This window comes from Oceanobacillus sojae, assembly GCF_007991515.1.
Lineage (GTDB): Bacteria > Bacillota > Bacilli > Bacillales > Amphibacillaceae > Oceanobacillus > Oceanobacillus sojae.
The window spans coordinates 107,784-125,918 of sequence record NZ_BJYM01000013.1 but is presented as its reverse complement, the minus strand read 5'-3'; the positions used below and the strand labels follow the sequence as shown (position 1 = coordinate 125,918).

Sequence of the window (18,135 nt, the reverse complement as noted above, 5' to 3'; positions counted from 1 at the left end):
CTAAATCACCTCATTCATTTTTACACGTGCTTCACTAGGTACCATTTGAATCGTAATATCTATATCCTTCGCAAGTAATCTTTCAAAGGAAGCTTTTTCTTCCGGAGTCAGTGATACTGCTTTTGTATATTGGGTACGTTCTGCGTTTCCACGCATTCCGCCAACATTCAGGCTTGGAATCTCATAGTCTGCATTAACCAGCTTCTCTACATCAAATGGTGAAGAAAACAGCAGCATGGTGTTCCGGGAAAGCGGGTTTTTTTGAATAACCTCCAGGAATTTTTCAGGTGAAAAAATATGCAGTTTAATATTGCTCGGTGCACTCATTTTCAACACATTTGATTGAATTTTATCCTGTGCAACGGTTTCGTTTAAAATAATTACCTGTTCAATACTGTGAACATTCACCCATGTGGTTACGACTTGGCCATGAATTAACCGGTCATCAATTCTACAAAATTTCACACTCATCTTCATCTTCTCCTTTGTTTAATTGTTCTGTTATATTTGTAAAACCATCCTGATAGGTGCTTTTCAAGGATTCTGCAATTTCATCCAGGCTTCTGTCCCTGTTACTAAATAAATCAAGCAGCATTGGTAGATTTAAACCGCTGACAGCTAAGACATTCTCTTCAGAAAGCACGATTCTCCCGCTCATATTAGAGGGAGTCCCTCCAAAAATATCTACTAAAATAACGGTTCCTGCGCTGCGGTCTAATTTATTCAATTCTTCCGCAAGCTCCTTTTCAGCATCTGCCAATGTTAAGTCCATACTTACTATGACAACACCACAATTATCTTGCTCTCCAACAATCATTTCTGCGCTTTTCAATGCATGCTTGGCAAACTCTCCGTGACTCGCAACAAGTACTGCTACTTGACTCATTTTGCAACACTCTCCTCCAGATATATCTCTCTCATTCTTTCTATTTGTTCCTCTGTCAGTCCAAAATGTTGAATCATATAGGCATCTACTGATTCATAAAGCTCTTTCAATCTATCAATACTGGCCTTCACATATTCTTCTCTAGTTTCAATCATCGCCATGAGATAATCTAAATAGTTTTGATTCGATGTTAGTGCACTGTAGTGCTGATATTTCAGTTGATTTCTTTCTCTTCTGATAATTCCTGTAAGAACATAATCTCGTATGATTTCTTCTTCTTTCACATTTAACAGCAGTAGTAAGAACATAGAGCCTAAGCCTGTCCGGTCTTTTCCTCCTCTGCAATGATGAACCAGCGGGATATTTTCATTGTCTGCACAGATACGAAGAAATTTTCCGTAAGCATTTTTGGCTTCGTCGGAATCAATTAATTTACGGTAATCTTCGATGACATTTTCACCTTTGCCATTAATATATTTAGGATCAATTTCTCCTTTTTCTAAAGCGCTTACAAGTTTAACGTTTTCGCTATGCAAATCGATCGCATTGGCTGCTGCTTCCGAGAAGCTTGAATGTGGATCGCAATGATAAGTGTTTGCTACACTTGGTATTTCTACATTTGGATTTATGTTGCGTTCATGATCCGAACGATAATCGACAATGGTTTTCAAATTCATTCGTTCCAGCAGCTTTACATCATCTGTATCTAATTTTGATAATTGATCGCCCCGAAATAGCAGTCCCCATTTTGTAACTCTGCCATCATTCGTTTCATAGCCTCCCATATCCCGGATGTTAATCGCTCCATGTAATTGGATGACACGCTCTGAAAAGATATTGGTCTTAAAATCACCGGATTTAATTAAAAAATAATACGGTCCTTCCGCTACCGGTGACGAAACGGTAAACTCACCTGTTGAACTGGTAACGAGTAATTTATTGATTTTTTCTGCTTCCGGTTCTCTGCCGACATATAATTGATACTCTGATTTTGATGCGTTTGCTAATCGTATTGTTAGCTGGTTATCGTTCCTCTGTATTTCTATATTTGATATTGTGTATGGTTGTTTGTATTCCCCCACAAAATACCTCCTTTAGTGCTGCTCTTGAATTTATACATATCATAAACGATGATAATTATTATTTCAATATGTAATTTTTGATAATAATTACCAAAAATGTGCGTGGAATTAGCGTTTTTACAATTCTTTTTGCAAAAGAGGCTCCTATTTATTTAAGAAATATAAAGTGAAGCTTCATTCAGTGGAGGTTTTCTTTTCATCCTCCACTTGACATAAGGAACAAAGGCTAAATTCGCGACGTCGTGTCGCAACGCCTTTATGACCTACGTCCTATAGGCTCGAACCAATCGGGCCGTTACTGGCTGTTGACCTCCTATATAGAGTATTTAATTTTACTCTATTCATGAAGTGGGAGTCTTACAGCCAGTTACACTGCGATAAAAAAAGAACTTGAAAATAATTTTCCTTTTCTCAAGTTCCCGCGCAAAATTTTTTAATATTTTTTTATAAATCTCCAACAATTTCTCTTGTTTTGAGTGTTTTATCTTTAAATTCTTCATCCTCCAGAAGAAAGGTGGTAATAACATCCATTAAATAAACCATGGAAAATTGCGAGTTAGAAAATTTTTCATCATGGACAAAACGGGTGTTATATACATAAAATACCAGATCACTTAATTTAGAAACGGGGTTTTCGAAATAACCGGTGATAGAGACAATGGTTGCTCCATTTTTTTTGGCTTCCGTAAGAGTTTCTACAATGGAATGGGTAGTACCGCTGTTTGAAATAGCTATATATAAGTCTCCCGGCTTGGCTATACTTGCCTGCATAAGCATCCATAAAGGGTCTGAATAACTTTTGGCCGTTAACCCCATCCGCATTAATCGGATGCTGAAAAGGTCTGCGGTAACACCAGAGCTGCTAATGCCGATGATATTAATATTGGCTGCCTTTTTTATTAAGCTCAGGAACTCTTTAATCTTATTTATGTCAATTAACCGCTGTGTATTTTTTATGACATTTTGGTAGTATACAAGCACTTCGTCAGCGATTCCTTGTGTTTCCTGATTCTCTTCAGGATCTGCTTTAGCATTGATAAGAAATTTCATATCCGAATAATTATTACAGCCAATTCTTTTTACAAATCTTGTAATGGATGCATTAGAAGTACCTGTTCTGTTTGCCAGTTCTCCAATTTTCATATTGTTAATCTCATGGCTGCAGCGCAGTATATAATCAGCAATTTTCTTTTCTTGTTTGGAAAAGTTCAGATAGTCTTCTTGAATCTTCATTAAAATATCCATGGTTGTCTCCTTTCAACAGATGCGTAAAATGCTTTAGTTATCATTATAACGTGAGTGGATATTTGCAGGAAGGATTAATGAAATATTTCATTTAATTGAGGACAGGATAAGTATGGCATTAATCGTTTTTTGAAAAATGATATATTGGTTATAGTAAAAAAACGGAGGTGACAATTTTGGAATTAAAACAATTACTTTATTTCAAGGAAGTAGCGAAGCATAAAAGCATTACAAAAGCTGCACAGCAAATACATATTTCTCAACCGGCACTAAGCAAGTCTATCAAGGCTTTGGAGGAGGAGCTTGAGGCGATTCTGATTATCCGGACTAACAAGACGATAGACTTAACAGATGCGGGAAATATGGTGTTAGAATACACAAAGGAAATAACAGGATTAGTAGATGAAATGAAATTGACGTTAAACGATTTAACTAATTTTTCGGTGGGTCAGCTCAATATTGGACTGCCTCCGTTTATCGGGAGTCTGTTTTTCCCGAAGGTTATGAAGAATTTTCATCGCAGTTATCCCAACATCAAATTAGATATTACCGAATATGGGGGAGCGAGGGTTGTAAAAAGTGTAGAAGAGGGAGAGTTTGAGCTTGGTGTGGCAGTACTTCCTATAGATGAGCAGATTTTCGATGTTTATCCCATCGTGGAGGAAGAAATGAAGCTGATTGTTCATAAGAACCATCCGCTGGCTTCTTTTAAAGAAGTGGATGTAAAGGATCTAAGGGATGAAGAATTTATTTTTTACCATGAGGACTTTGCCTTAAACCAAATTGTACGAAATCATTTCTTTATTACGGCAGGTTTTGAACCTAAAATTTTATTTAAGAGTATGCAGTGGGATCTAATGTCTGAGATGGTAGCAGCTAATTTGGGAATAGCCATTTTACCGCAATCAATCTGTAACCGTCTGTTTACGAAGGATATTAATATTATCAGTCTTAAACCGACTATCCTGTGGAAACTGGCTGTCATTACAAAAAAAGGGAAATACATTTCCAATGCAGGAAGGAAATTCATTGATTTTATTTTAACCGATTCATTATAACTTTAAGTTATGAAAAGTATGATTAATATGTATTTTACGAATAGAGTAAAGCAGCGTAATATGGTTATTAGTTAATTTGAAATGAAGGAAAAGAAGGGGAAGCGGATGAAAATAATAGGGGTTATTTTACAAATAGGCTTTTTACATGTTTTTCTCTTCTTAGGAATAGCATTAAAATACTTTATTCCTTTGCCAATCCCGTCTTCTATGCTTGGATTGTTTCTATTGTTTGTGGCGTTGTGCTGCAATATAATCAAGCTGGAATGGGTAGAGCAGGGTGCTAAATGGCTAATGGCCGAGCTGCTGCTCTTCTTCATCCCTTCGGCAGTAGGAATTGTGAATTACCAACAGATTTTCAGTTTGCAGGGGATAGGAATTGTATTTTTGATTCTTATCAGTACGATGATTGTCATGGGTGTCACGGCCTTAACTGCAGAAAAAGTATCTGCTAAAAGAAAGGAGGAAGGGCATTGATCATTGTGGTATTTACTATTGTAACGTATTTGATTTATTTACTTTCCAAAAAGATTTATAAAAAAATAATCATAGCTGCCTTTCATCCATTGCTGCTGGCGCCAATCCTATTGATTGTGTTAATTACTATCACACATGTGTCTGCCAATCAATATTTGCAGGGCTCGAAATTATTGTCGCATATGCTGGCACCAGCTACAGTTGCATTTGCCGTTCCAATTTATAAGAATTTAGCTATTATAAAAAAATATATCGGAACAATTGCTGTCAGCATTACGGTTGGTACGCTTGTGGCTATGATTTCGACTTTTTTGTTATCAAAGTTAATTCATTTGAGTGATGATTTTATTGTATCTATTCTTCCGAGATCAATTACAACCCCTATTGCAATGGAGGTATCTAAAGAAATTGGAGGGCTGCCGGCATTGACAACAGTTTTTGTTATTATAACTGGGATAGCAGGAGGGATTATTGGACCTAAAGTGCTGAAGTGGCTATCCATCAAGACACCGATTGCGAAGGGGCTGGCTTTAGGAATGGGGGCACATGGTGTTGGTACGAGTAAAGCATTGGAATATGGAAAACAGGAATCTGTTTTTTCTTCATTAGCCATGATTTTTGCAGCCCTGATTACACTGGTTTGGGGGACATTGTTAACTACCTTTATTTAGAGTAAAAAATATTGTCATTTTCATACATTTAAAGCTATTATGTTCTGAGATTTTTCAACGAATCAATATACAAATGAAGAAGTACCTCTGCCGACAGGATAAATCTATCTATGGAAGGAGGTACTTTTTTCATACTTGAGGGATTATCCAAGTTCTTTATATGTACAACAAAAAACTAAAATGAAAAATGTTTAATGTCTCAGGCTATATTGAACAGATGCTCTTTCAATTATATAAAATTGATTGTATGATAATAAAGATAAGAAAAATCAACTATATTCAAAAATTTCAATGGCAGATGAAAAATATTATGTAATCGATTACTTTTAAGAATGGAGGAGATACTAATGGCTACTATACAGGAGGTTGCCAAATATGCAGGTGTTTCTGTTGCTACAGTTTCACGTGTGATTAATACCCCGGATAAAGTTAGAAAACATACGCAGTTTAAAGTTCAAAATGCAATCAGAGAGTTAAATTATGAACCCAGTGTTTTGGGAAGAAGCTTAAGAACATCTCAAACCAGGCTTTTCTTGGTGCTTTTACCCAGTATTTCCAACCCGTTTTACGCGCAAATAATAAATGGTATTCAAAATAAAGCAATCGAATCTGGATATAATATTCTTTTGTGTGAAACAGACTCAGATCCTGCTAGAGAAGTTATATTCTTTAATATGATTAAAAATAAACTGGCTGACGGCATAATTTCAATGGATCCTACAGTGAATAAGGAGAGATTAATTGAGCTTTCCACTAAATATCCAATTGTGCAGTGTAGTGAATATGCTAAAGATAATACCCTGTCTTATGTAACGATTGACAGTGAGCGGGCAGCATATCAAGCTGTTAAGCATTTAATCAAGCTGGGACATAAAAAAATAGGGCTTATCAATTTTGATAAAAAATTTCTTTATGCATCAGAACGATACAGAGGATATGAAAAAGCGCTAAAGGAATTTGACTTGGAAATTAAAGATGATTGGATTTATAATACAAAGCATCTAAATTTTGAGTCGGGACAGCAGGCAATGAGAGTCCTGTTGAACCAGGCCGATCGGCCAACTGCTGTTTTTGCTGTTTCAGACGTATTAGCAGTAGGAGCGTTGAAAGAGTTACATATTAATCAGTTAAGGGTACCGGAAGAAATGGCTTTGTTTGGCTTTGATAATATTGAATTTTCGAATGTAGTATATCCTCCCTTAACTACGGTAGCACAACCAATGTATGATATGGGCAGTATTTCAGTTCAGATGCTTATGAGTAAGATTAGAGGAGAAGAAGTAGAAAGCCTAGTTTTGGACCACCATTTAATAATTCGTGAGACCACCTGAAGGGATTTATTAATAATAAATATTGGTAAATAATGAAAAAACTGATAAATTTGAATTTTCGCTTGACATTATTTTTGAGGAGCTATAGACTTTTAAGTAATCGATTACATTTGCTGAAATTTGAGTGTAAACTATCTTCAATATTTAAGAATACTAATATCAATCTTTGAAAAAAGACAGTATATCCTGGATGGTTGCGATTAATTAAAAATAAAAATGTAATCGATTACAAAAAGGAAAAGGGGATGCATATGACATTATCTATGGGATTGCAGTTGTTTTCAGTACGTGATGAGTTGGCAAAGGATTATTTCTCTACATTAAAAAAGATTGCTGATATTGGCTATCGGAATTTAGAATTTTTTATCCATGATGCTGATAAAGAGATGAAGATAGAAGGCCTGGAAGCGAAAGATTTAAAAAATAGATTAGAAGAGCTGGGACTTAAGGCGATTTCTATGCATGTATCACCTCTTACTGATGAAATTATAGAAGAGGCAATAACTTATAATTTAGAGCTGGGAAGTGGAGGCATAGGCTGTTCAATTGCATTTTTCAGTAATAAACAAGAGGTTTTAGAGTTCAGTAAAACACTAAACAAATATGGACAAAAGTGTAAGGAGAAGGGTCTTGACTTTTATTACCATAACCATTTTCAAGAGTTTCAAAAATTCGATGGAGAATACGTTCTTGATATTATACTGAAAAACACCGATCCTGAGCTGGTTAAACTGGAATTTGATACTTATTGGACATTAAGGGGCGGCGTAGACCCTGTAGACTATCTTAAAAAAGTAAAAGAGAGATGTAAAATTATTCATCAGAAGGATATGCCGTCATCAACGAATCCGGTGAACGCTTTTGAAAGCATAGATGAGAATGCGGTCATTGATTTTGAGGCTTTCATTCCATTCTCCCAGCCAGAGTATTTCACAGAAATTGGAGATGGAATGATGGAAATTCCAGAAATTATTAAAACGGCGGAGGATATTGGAAGTGCAGAATATATCTTAGTAGAACAGGATTTAACAACTAGAAATCAACTAGAGAGTATTGAAATCAGTTACAAAAATTTAAAAAACATGCTAAATGAATAGTTATTTTGGAGGCTGATACATTTGAATATAGATAATAAGTTGAAAATAGCCATTATTGGATGTGGAGGTATCGCTCTGCAGAAGCATCTTCCTGCTCTTGTAAAGCTTACGGATAAAACAGAACTGGTTGGTTTTTGTGATGTCATAAAAGAAAGAGCTGAACAAGCATTAAAGGAATATGGAAGTAGTGAAGCAGAAGCATACACAGATTACAAGAACATGCTGGAAGAAATAGATATTGATGTAGTTCATGTGTGTACACCTAATATATCTCATGCAGAAATTACAATTTATTCATTGGAAGCCGGAAAGCATGTTATGTGCGAAAAACCCATGGCTATTAATTCTAAAGAAGCGGAACAAATGCTGGAAACGGCACGGCGGACAGGTAAAAAACTAACCATAGGTTATCAAAATCGTTTCCGTCAGGACTCCATTATGCTGCATGAGGCGTGTAAGAATGATGAACTGGGTGATATATATTTAACAAAAGCACATGCGGTAAGAAGAAGAGGTGTACCGACATGGGGCGTTTTCCCTGATAAGGAAAAACAGGGAGGAGGGCCGCTGATCGATATTGGAACACATGCATTAGATCTAGCACTATGGTGTATGAACAATTATAAGCCTAAAAGTGTATTTGGTTCGACTTATCAGAAACTAAAAGATAGACCTGAAGGAAACATGTTTGGTCATTGGGACCCAGAGTCATTTGAGACTGAAGATTCGGCTTTTGGTTTTATAAAAATGGAAAATGGTGCAACAATCTTTCTGGAATCTGCATGGGCTCTCAATATGGTAAATACAAAAGAAGCGCAAGTAACCCTTTGTGGTACAAAAGGCGGTGCAGAAATGTTTGGTGAAGCATTTTTAGATAAAGGTTACGTTGTATTTAATCATGTTGCTCATAATCAATTAGTGGAGACAACGCCGTCGGGAGCTGGAGGAATATACGGTTTTTCAGGGGAGACTCTTGAGCAGAGAGATGCAGAAGCAACCCAATGGATTGATAGTATTTTAAATGATACGGAGCCTTTGGTAAAACCAGAAGAAGCTTTCGTTGTTACACAAATTTTAGAAGCAATTTATAAGTCTGCAGAGACTGGACAAGTTGTTGAATTAAATTAAACATTATTTATTGTACCCAAGAATGTATTGTGATAACTGTATGTAGAAAAAGAAGAAACGAAGCAGAGGGCAGCCCGAGAAAAGGTTCATTTAATCGTTACTCGGGCTATCTTTATGAGGATGTTCAAAAAGTTCCCAAATGATAAGCGGCGAATCTCTGCGTTGACGTGACTTTTCCGTTACTCACGTATTTAAAAGCATACGCTCCGTTCGGAAAAGTCACGTCGCCTGGATCTTCTTGCTTCTAATTTGACTACTTTTTAAACACGCATTTTATATGAAAAACTTGTTCTTAAGCAGATAAATTTCAGATGGAAAAATAATTTTAGGAGAGGTGGAGAGACGTATTGGCAGAATTAAATGTTAGTCCTGCAGTGCCGGAAATAAAAAAAGGAAAACCGGAAAAATTAGGAATGCTGGAAAAAGTCAGTTATGGTTTTGGCGATTTAGCTTCAAATTTTGTTTGGGGAATGACAACAAGTTATCTGCTCTTCTTTTATACAGACGTTTTTGGGATATCAGCTGCAGTGGTTGGGACGCTTTTTCTAATTACAAGAATTTGGGATGCTGTGAATGACCCTATTATGGGTATTATTGTAGATAAAACAAATTCAAAACATGGAAAAGCCAGGCCCTATATATTATACTTAGCAGTTCCGTTCGCGATTTTGAGTGTTCTGACATTTATAACTCCTGATTTTTCAAATACAGGAAAAATAATTTATGCGTATGTTACTTATTTTCTATTAGGTATGATTTATACAGGGATCAATTTGCCTTATGGAGCATTATTGCCTCTTATGACCAGGGATTCCATTGAGAAGTCCAAATTAGGCAGTTTTCGAATGATGGGACTCGCTGCCGGATCAATTGCGGTCTCTGCTCTTACACTTCCGCTGGTTGATTTATTGGGAAATGGTAACCAGCAGCTGGGGTTCCCTATTACGATGGCTCTTTATTCAGTAGTTGGCGTTGTTTTATTTATGTTTACTTTTAAGTTTTGCAAGGAACGTTTTACGGAACCTGTTGATAAAAATAATCCGATAGTGTTTAGAAAAGCTGCGGTCAACATGTTTAAAAATCAACCCTGGTTGATGGTGGCAGTCAATTCTTTGATTTATTTTCTGCGTATCGGTCTATTCTTTGGGGTGTTAATATACTATGTAACTTATGTATTAGAACAGCCGCAAATGGTTCCGCTATATTTAACTCTGGCAAATGTCGCGAATTTTGTAGGAGGAGCCATTGCCCCTTTTATTCTTAAACGATTGGGCAATAGAAATGGGAGTATTATTTTACTGACACTTTGTGTTCCGTTATTTATTGCCATGCTCTTATTGGAAAATGGATCATTTACTGTTTTTACAACAGTCTTTTTCATCGCATTTACTTTTATTGGTGTTAATGGTGCTGCAAACTTTGCTTTATTAGCAGATTCTATCGACTATCAGGAGTGGAAATATGGGCAAAGAACAGATGGATTACTGTACTCTGCTTATAGTTTTGCCACTAAATTTGGTATTGCCATTGGATCGGCTGCAGTGGCATATGCTCTGGCGTGGGCAGGATATAACCCTGACGCTATTACTGCTTCTGCTCAGGATATGATAAGAGTTATTATGTATGCTGGTTTGATTGTCCTGACTATTGCTCAAATTATAGCTCTCTTTTTTTACAAATTGGATAAATTTCACGCTTCTATTGTTGCTGATTTAAGGAACAGGGACTAAAATAATTAGATTATGAAGAGTTTAAAATAGGCTTTTTAAAAGTAGAAAGAAAGGATCTTAAATATGCAAAAAATAAATGTGGGAATTATCGGTTGTGGAAATATTAGTTCTATTTATTTTGAGAATTTGAAAGCGTTTTATAACATAGAGGTATTAGCTTGTGCTGATTTAGATATTTCCAGAGCTGAGGAGAAAGCACAGGAATTTAGTATACCGGCAGCTTGTACGGTTGAAGAGCTCTTAGCTAATCCGGATATTGAATTAGTAGTTAATTTGACCAATCCGAATTCACATGCGGAAATTCATCTTAAAACACTTGATGCTGGCAAGCATAGCTATAGTGAAAAACCTTTAGCAACAGAATTAAAAGATGGCGAAGAGATTATGCGTTTGGCAAAAGAAAAGAATCTGTTAGTTGGGGTAGCTCCAGATACTTTTTTAGGTGCCGGAATTCAAACAGCACGTAAATTAATTGATGACGGATGGATAGGCGCTCCCCTTGCTGCTACTGCATTTATGATGTACCGTGGACCGGAAAGCTTTCATCCAAGCCCGGGATTTTTATATCAGCAAGGGGCGGGACCGCTATTTGATATGGGACCTTATTATTTAACTGCACTAGCTGCTTTGTTAGGGCCGATAAAGAGTGTGGCAGGTATGGCAAAGATATCCTCTCCTAAGCGGGTAATTACTGGAGAAATTAACTACGGTGAAGAAATCGATGTCGATGTACCGACACATGTAGCAGGTTTATTGGATTTCCAAAACGGAGCGATAGGTACACTTATTACGAGTTTTGATGTGTGGGGAACGAGAAGCTCTAATATTGAAATTCATGGTACCACCGGCAGTCTTATCGTTCCGGATCCTAATAATTTTTCTGGTTCAGTTTACGTGAAAAAACAGGGCCAATTAGATTTTGAAGAAGTACCGCTTACACATAGCTTCAGAGGAAATAGCAGGGGAATAGGAGTTTTAGACATGGCTGATGCTATCCTCAGGCAAAGGCAGCATCGGGCAGATGGTTTACTTGGCCTTCATGTATTAGAAGCAATGCAGGGATTATATACTTCCAGCAAGGATCAGAAATATTATAATATGAAATCGAATTTTGAGACGCCTTCTACTTTACCAATGGATATTTTAAAGAGCGGGAAAGGTATCTAAAGGCAAGCCGGCAAATAATTCAGGCTTATCATTCTAATCAAAAACATCCGGATCTAAAACAAAATTTCGTTTTAGGATTCGGATGTTTTTATATTCTTACCTAAAATAAAGGCAATTCCTCTAAAAAGATAATATCTTTCCTTTCGGCAGCACTGCCCTCTGCTAAAAGAGCAGCTTTTGCTGTAACATTTGCACCTGCTCCTTCCAAAAGCTCCTCCAGAGCACGTACAGATTCACCTGTACTGATTACATCATCGATAATGGCAACTCTTTTTCCATGAAGTAAATCAGCATCTTTTCCATCAAGACACAAGGTCTGTTCCTTTTGTGTTGTAATGGAGGTTACCTTTTTAATCAGCGGGTTCTGCATATAAGGTTTAATGCTTTTTCTCGCAACAATGTATTTATCCATTTTTAACACTTTTGAAATTTCATGAATTAACGGGATACCTTTTGCTTCAGCTGTTACGATATAGTCAATTTCCGGCAGCTTTTCTGCTAATAATGGAGCAAGATAAGTGACTAATTCCGTATCTCCCAGAATATCAAAACTGGCAATCTTTAAATCCTCTGCTACAGCAACTATTGGCAATACTCTTTTCAAGCCTTTTATATCAATCTCAAATGTTTTCATTCTGTCCACCTCGTTTTATTAGAATCCGAATAAATTAATTAAGAACTGCATGACGACACCTGCGACCATACCGACAAAAGGATCGGTGATGGATGTTACCACAATCGTAGTTGCTCCGACGATGCCGCCAGAACCATCTGCTGTTAAAGATTCGATTGCATTACCCGGTAATGTAACGATTGCTCCCAGAACAAACAAGAAGCCTGCAATCGATGCGGTCGGTATGTATTTCCCTATTTTCGGCAGGATGCCAAAAAGAAGAATAATTGCCATGATAACCATCATTAAGACGCCTGACCAGACGGCATGAGGAGCGCTGGCTGTGGCAGAAATAACAACTTCAACAGGACCGCCGCCGAATAGAGCAGAGACCATAGAAGCAACACCGCTGATGACAGTAAGAACATCAAGATTTAAGCTTTTTTCAGCAATCGCACTATTAATATTACCAAAGGCGATATTAGCACCAATGTTTAAACAGGCCAATGCCAGAGCTCCACGGATAACAGCTGGATTAAAAACAAAGGGCTGGAGTGCTATCTTCTCTTTAGGAAGAGATTGAGCTGCGCCGGCAGTATCATTTTTGTGAACAAAATAGTAAATCAAGCTGGAAAGAATCACTGAAACGGCGATGGTATAAACGAGATCCTGCGTCGCAATATAAGTAACCAGTGCACTGGCAAAGGAGATAATTCCAGCCAGTCTATCTTTCTTAGCCATATCCCAGGCTACCTTTGTCAGCATCAGACCAACTCCTGCCATCATACCTGTTGTAACAACGGGGCCAATCCATTCCACGATGCGCTCCAGTAAACCGAAGGCACCAATGATCACCATGAAACAGGCTCCAAAGAAAAGCATAGACAGCCTTTCCTTCATATTTTTCCCTAACGTACCGGCAACAGTAATAGACTCTGCTTGAAATGAAATGACTGCTACTGTTCCAGTAAAGGCATTTCCCACAGCTCCGACAATAAATGCTAAAGCAGTAGGGACTGAAGCAAAGCCGAATGCTAATGCTAACAGGCCTTGAGGCAGTCCATTCAGCACACCGCTTAATGCTGCCAGAATATCCTTTAAAATATCCATGCATTTCCTCCATTTGCACCCGCATATCTGCATTAATTAAATAGAGGTTGGTTTTATCAGTAATTATAATAGAATGATCCCAGCCGCCAATTAGATGTAATCAGGTTGTATATAGAAAAAGCCGCCTATTTTAGATAGACGACCAGATAACTAGAATCAACAACAAAAAATCAGTACACTCCGTGTGTACTTGCTCAGTCAGTGTGTTCTATTATAATTAACCGTCCATAGTAGAGTAATTATCGGTTACTCTGTAGAGACTCCCGGACCATATTACCAGGAATATACGGGGTGCTATTTATTTTTTGATTACGAATAAAATTTATCACAATAAAATGATAAAGACAATAAGAATTGATAATTACTTTAAAAGAAGATATTTTAAATAGCTTTGTTTTGAGAATGCCGCTTCAAATATTTATACCTTGGCCTTACCTCTTCTGAACCAGGCAATAATCGCTGCAATAATCAAAGCAAATCCCAGATAACCCATCGTAGAATATACCTTTCCGACAAGTGTTGTAAATCCGGCAAAACTTGCCACAAATCCAAGTAACCCAATAATAACCACAGCAGGCTTATAGGCTTTTCTATCAGGTGCGATAAATCGTACGGTAAAGGAGTAAAACATACCAACTGCCGTATTATACATCATACCAAGCAGGGCAATGGCCATCAGAATACCAACAATAGGGTGAATTTGTTCCGCTAATGCAAGGGTTGGCATGTCCATTCCCGCAACTACATCTATTTTTACGAACATACCGATGTGAATCAGGATAATTAAACCGCCAAGCATAACGCCTCCTAAAATACCTCCAAGACCGGCAATTTTACGGTCTTTCTCGCCGCCGCTCATAACGATTAGCAATGCTGCACCTGCTGCCAGGTTGTAAGATACATAGAGAAAAGCACTTAACAGCCAGTTCGATGCTGCAGAAGTTTGTTCTTTTGCTATGGCATCTGCTTCAGTAAGGGATAAATCCATTGTGAAAATAGAATAGATTAAAATGATAAAGATAATCGCAATTAAATAAGGTGTAATGGCTGCGATGATGCCGATAATCTTTTGTGTATTTAATAGTAATGTCAGAATAGTCAATGCCACCATAATGATGCTTCCTGCCATTGTATTAATTCCAAACATTTGCTCAAAGGTGGATCCGGAGCCAGCAAACATAACGACGGCTACACCGAATAAGAAAAAGGTAATCAAGATATCCAATATTGCTCCGATATAACGTCCGCCTATATAATAAATAACGCCTTTATGGGAGGCTGCCTGCAGGTCGGTTCCCAGCTGGGCAAAGGTGTAGCCTAAAAAGACGAAGAGAAGGGTGGCGATAATTCCGCCGACTGTTCCCCAAATACCAAAACTGGTAAAGTATTGCATAACTTCCTGCCCTGATGCAAATCCAGCTCCGACAATAAGACCAACAAAGGCGCTTCCTATTTGAAAACTCTTTTTCATCTGACTATCTCCCTTATCTGTAATCTTTCTTTGCTACGGTGTAAGCCTCTACAGCTTCCCGGTCTACTTCATAACCAATTCCAGCTTCTGTTGGAACGGTAATATAACCATTTTCTGCAACAACTTCCGGTGTAATAATATCTTTTTCCCAGTAGCGGCTGGATCCGGCAGTATCACCAGGTAAAATAAAGTTTGGCAGAGTTGTTAAGGCAACATTATGTGAACGGCCGATTCCTGATTCCAGCATACCGCCGCACCACACTGGAATACCGTTTTCTGCACAGTAATCGTGGATTTTCTTCGCTTCAGTTAATCCGCCGACCCGGCCGATTTTAATATTAATAATTTTTGTGCTTCCGAGCTCGACTGCTTTACGTGCATCTTCTAATGAGTGAATGCTTTCGTCTAGGCAGATTGGTGTTTTGAGTTCCTTTTGCAATTTTGCATGATCAATAATATCGTCGGATGCTAATGGCTGTTCAATCATAGTCAGGTCAAAGTCATCTAACTGTTTTAACAGGTCAATATCCGCTAAACGATAGGCAGAATTAGCATCTGCCATAATGGCTGTGTCCGGGAATTTTTCACGTAATGTACGCATCACATCTACATCCCAGCCGGGCTTAATTTTTACTTTCATGCGTTTATAGCCTTCTTGAATGTAGCCATCTACTAATTTGACGAGATCATTAATGGATTTTTGAATGCCGATACTGATACCGACCTCAATTTTTTCTTTTGCTCCGCCTAATACTTTTGCGAGAGGCTGGTTGGTCTGCTGTGCATAAATGTCCCAGACGGCTCCTTCGAGTGTTGATTTTGCCATGTTATTTTTCCGGATGGCTGAAAAGATTTCATTTACTTCATCAGGGTGTTTTAATTCTTTATTTAAAATAAGCGGGATTAGAAAATCCTCCAGCATGTGCCAGTTGGTTTGCAATGTTTCCTCATTATACCAAGGTGCGTGAAATGCAACAGATTCCCCCCAGCCGATGGTGCCATCCTCATCTTTTGCTTCCAGTAATAAAAAGTCCCGGTTCGTAAATGTGCCAAAGCTTGTAGTGAAAGGTGCTTTTAATTTCATTTGCAAATGACGAATAGTAATTTCTTTTATTTTCATGATTGATCTCCTCCAAGGTCTAAGTTTTCTTTCCTTACAAAAATATATTTTCCGTAGTTTTCAAGGGCTTTCAGTCGTACAGCTGCGTAGCCAGCCTTAAAAAGTTTCTGAAACAATTCCCTTGTCTGCAGTCTCCAATCCATCGCTAAATCTTGACTTGCTGCTTTTAGACCTTGAAAATCCTTAGGTATATTTATGGAATAGGAATATTCAGTTAATTCAGGTGGTTGTTTTCCTTTGTGAAAGGCGGGTAAGCCTGCCTGATTATAGGTTAGTGTATTTAAAGCTATCGGGTTTTCTGGGTTTACCAATTGTTTTTCAACCACGTATGGGCTTTTCAGATGCCAATGGATTTCAAAGCGGTCTGAAGGAAGCCCTTTATTAAAGCCATCCTGCATTTCGCCGTAACAATTTTCAATATAGGTGTTGCAAATACCGTTCAGCTTGGTGAGATTAAGATAGGCATTACGTGTTTCCAGCGGATCATATGTCCACTTCATCATGTCATAACCTTTCTGGATGGCGATTTCCCGTTGTCTTTGCTTCAGCGTTTCTCCGATACCCTGGGAACGGTATGCCGAGTCAATACCAAGCATATGAGAGCATAGATAGCTTTTGCCGTTATCGAAGCCTGCAAATCCATAGCTGAAGCCGACTAGTTTGCTGTCTGCATAAGCTCCGACAATGATGCCTCCGTTTTTGACTGCGGTAAGCGTCTGGTGGGTGGGGAGAGTTGCCATTCCCCACACTCTTCCTTCAAGCTCTTGCATTTGTTCCATTTCTGCCATTGTTTTCAGTTCTTTATATTGAATCATTTTGGATCGCTTCTTTCTTTGTCTGTTGTAATGCCAGAACAAGTGCCCGTGTAATAATTTCAGCTCCGGTCGGCAGGCGTTTTCGATTAAATGTCATTTTTGGATGATGGAGTCCTGGTGTAACCCCGCATCCGAGACCAAGCATCGTTGTTTGCAGCTGCGGCTTGGAATACGTATAAAAATGAAAATCTTCTCCACCTGGTGTAATGACTTCCGGCACGCAATTTTCTTCTCCTGCCACATCGATAATTGCCTGCTTCATAATGGATTTGGCTGTGTCGTCCACTTGAGCTGCAGCAATATGTGCATCTACTTTGTAATCAATGGAAACATCATACAGTGTACTGACAGCTTTAACAGCCTTTTCAAAGCCTGCGGTCAAAGCATCCATTGTTTCATTTGTTTGTGCCCGTGCATCAATACTGAATGCTGCACTGCCCGGAATGATATTTGTTGATGTTCCGCCTGCCTGTATTTGTGTCATTTTGATAGAAGCAGATTCAGCAGGGCTGATCCAAATACGCTTAAGGCCGTCAATCAGCGCTGCTGCAGCCTCAATAGCATTTGCTCCCTGCTCCGGTCTTGCACCGTGTGCTTCTGCACCATGGATCTCTCCAGTGAAAAGCTTAGCTGCGCCATGATGCAGTGCTGGTGCGTAGGTTCCATCTTCTAATTCTATGAGAGGGCGGACATGTGTACCGAATAAAAACTGGAGCGGATCGATAACACCCTGATCAACAAAAGCCTTTGCCCCCTGTGCCTTTTCTTCGGCCGGTTGGAAAAGGATGCGAACAGCTCCTGGCAAGGTAGGCTCGAGCTCTTTTAATAAAAGGACAGCACCGAGAGCTACGGTCATATGACCATCATGACCGCATGAATGGTTTGCCTGGAATGCTCCATCGACCTCTTGCCATAAAGCATCTATATCGGTTCTGAACCCAACCTTGGGAGTCCCTTTCCCGATGTCTACATATAATCCTGTCATATTATCAAATGTATGCGGTTCTAAACCCTGCTGGCGCAAAAAACGCACCAGATATGCTGTTGTTTCTACTTCGTTCCAGCTTATTTCCGGGTTCTTATGAAAATGCTCAAAGATTGGCTGTAATCGTTCTGCTAATTGTTGATTTGTCATTA

Annotated in this window: 18 protein-coding genes and 1 riboswitch; of the genes, 8 read left to right on the top strand and 10 right to left on the bottom strand. The window is 38.4% G+C overall.

Features of this window, described 5'->3' with window-relative positions; genetic code table 11:
• From OSO01_RS15585 to OSO01_RS15570, 4 genes are all read right to left on the bottom strand, one after another.
• Positions 1–471, bottom strand: coding sequence for a PTS sugar transporter subunit IIB (locus tag OSO01_RS15585; protein ID WP_147211395.1), 471 nt, complete (start codon positions 469–471; stop codon positions 1–3).
• Complete coding sequence (locus tag OSO01_RS15580) at positions 452–886, bottom strand: PTS sugar transporter subunit IIA (RefSeq protein WP_147211394.1); 435 nt, start codon at positions 884–886, stop codon at positions 452–454. Before OSO01_RS15580 ends, OSO01_RS15585 begins: the two co-directional genes overlap by 20 nt.
• Positions 883–1,968 carry a tyrosine-protein phosphatase gene (locus tag OSO01_RS15575; RefSeq protein ID WP_147211393.1) on the bottom strand — a complete coding sequence of 362 codons (1,086 nt, stop codon included), beginning with the start codon at positions 1,966–1,968 and terminating at the stop codon, positions 883–885. Before OSO01_RS15575 ends, OSO01_RS15580 begins: the two co-directional genes overlap by 4 nt.
• 444 nt (positions 1,969–2,412) lie before the next feature.
• The gene (locus OSO01_RS15570) at positions 2,413–3,213 is read right to left on the bottom strand and encodes a MurR/RpiR family transcriptional regulator (protein WP_147211392.1); all 801 of its coding nucleotides are present in this window, start codon (positions 3,211–3,213) and stop codon (positions 2,413–2,415) included.
• A gap of 176 nt (positions 3,214–3,389) precedes the next feature.
• On the opposite strand from OSO01_RS15570, the gene OSO01_RS15565 reads away from it, so the two are divergent.
• The 8 genes from OSO01_RS15565 to OSO01_RS15530 all read left to right on the top strand — a co-directional run bounded on the left by OSO01_RS15565 (position 3,390) and on the right by OSO01_RS15530 (position 11,869).
• On the top strand, positions 3,390–4,271 hold the full coding sequence (locus tag OSO01_RS15565) for a LysR family transcriptional regulator (protein ID WP_186813679.1): 882 nt from the start codon (positions 3,390–3,392) through the stop codon (positions 4,269–4,271).
• A gap of 105 nt (positions 4,272–4,376) precedes the next feature.
• Positions 4,377–4,745: a CidA/LrgA family protein gene (locus OSO01_RS15560; protein ID WP_147211390.1), complete on the top strand. Its 369-nt coding sequence runs from the start codon at positions 4,377–4,379 to the stop codon at positions 4,743–4,745.
• 5 nt (positions 4,746–4,750) lie between these two features.
• Positions 4,751–5,416 carry an LrgB family protein gene (locus OSO01_RS15555; protein ID WP_307725849.1) on the top strand — a complete coding sequence of 222 codons (666 nt, stop codon included), beginning with the start codon at positions 4,751–4,753 and terminating at the stop codon, positions 5,414–5,416.
• A gap of 347 nt (positions 5,417–5,763) precedes the next feature.
• On the top strand, positions 5,764–6,747 hold the full coding sequence (locus OSO01_RS15550; RefSeq protein WP_147211388.1) for a LacI family DNA-binding transcriptional regulator: 984 nt from the start codon (positions 5,764–5,766) through the stop codon (positions 6,745–6,747).
• A gap of 251 nt (positions 6,748–6,998) precedes the next feature.
• Positions 6,999–7,844, top strand: a complete 846-nt coding sequence (locus OSO01_RS15545; protein WP_186813678.1) for a sugar phosphate isomerase/epimerase family protein — start codon at positions 6,999–7,001, stop codon at positions 7,842–7,844.
• A gap of 27 nt (positions 7,845–7,871) precedes the next feature.
• Positions 7,872–8,972, top strand: coding sequence for a Gfo/Idh/MocA family protein (locus OSO01_RS15540; RefSeq protein ID WP_147211434.1), 1,101 nt, complete (start codon positions 7,872–7,874; stop codon positions 8,970–8,972).
• A gap of 347 nt (positions 8,973–9,319) precedes the next feature.
• Positions 9,320–10,702, top strand: coding sequence for a glycoside-pentoside-hexuronide (GPH):cation symporter (locus OSO01_RS15535; RefSeq protein ID WP_147211386.1), 1,383 nt, complete (start codon positions 9,320–9,322; stop codon positions 10,700–10,702).
• A gap of 63 nt (positions 10,703–10,765) precedes the next feature.
• The gene (locus OSO01_RS15530; protein ID WP_147211385.1) at positions 10,766–11,869 is read left to right on the top strand and encodes a Gfo/Idh/MocA family protein; all 1,104 of its coding nucleotides are present in this window, start codon (positions 10,766–10,768) and stop codon (positions 11,867–11,869) included.
• A 100-nt stretch (positions 11,870–11,969) separates the two neighbouring features.
• On the opposite strand, the gene OSO01_RS15525 is transcribed toward OSO01_RS15530, so the two are convergent.
• The 6 genes from OSO01_RS15525 to OSO01_RS15500 all read right to left on the bottom strand — a co-directional run bounded on the left by OSO01_RS15525 (position 11,970) and on the right by OSO01_RS15500 (position 18,133).
• Positions 11,970–12,503 (bottom strand): phosphoribosyltransferase family protein, encoded by a 534-nt coding sequence (locus tag OSO01_RS15525; protein ID WP_147211384.1) that lies wholly within the window; start codon positions 12,501–12,503, stop codon positions 11,970–11,972.
• Between the two features lie 18 nt (positions 12,504–12,521).
• Positions 12,522–13,592, bottom strand: a complete 1,071-nt coding sequence (locus OSO01_RS15520) for a solute carrier family 23 protein (RefSeq protein ID WP_147211383.1) — start codon at positions 13,590–13,592, stop codon at positions 12,522–12,524.
• A 208-nt stretch (positions 13,593–13,800) separates the two neighbouring features.
• A riboswitch (purine riboswitch) is annotated at positions 13,801–13,902 on the bottom strand.
• Between the two features lie 108 nt (positions 13,903–14,010).
• The gene (locus OSO01_RS15515) at positions 14,011–15,063 is read right to left on the bottom strand and encodes a YkvI family membrane protein (protein WP_147211382.1); all 1,053 of its coding nucleotides are present in this window, start codon (positions 15,061–15,063) and stop codon (positions 14,011–14,013) included.
• Between the two features lie 13 nt (positions 15,064–15,076).
• Positions 15,077–16,183, bottom strand: a complete 1,107-nt coding sequence (gene menC / locus OSO01_RS15510) for an o-succinylbenzoate synthase (protein WP_147211381.1) — start codon at positions 16,181–16,183, stop codon at positions 15,077–15,079.
• Positions 16,180–16,998, bottom strand: a complete 819-nt coding sequence (locus OSO01_RS15505) for a GNAT family N-acetyltransferase (protein WP_147211380.1) — start codon at positions 16,996–16,998, stop codon at positions 16,180–16,182. The genes menC and OSO01_RS15505 overlap by 4 nt, the downstream gene beginning before the upstream one ends.
• Complete coding sequence (locus tag OSO01_RS15500; protein WP_147211379.1) at positions 16,985–18,133, bottom strand: amidohydrolase; 1,149 nt, start codon at positions 18,131–18,133, stop codon at positions 16,985–16,987. The genes OSO01_RS15505 and OSO01_RS15500 overlap by 14 nt, the downstream gene beginning before the upstream one ends.
• Positions 18,134–18,135 lie beyond the last annotated feature (2 nt).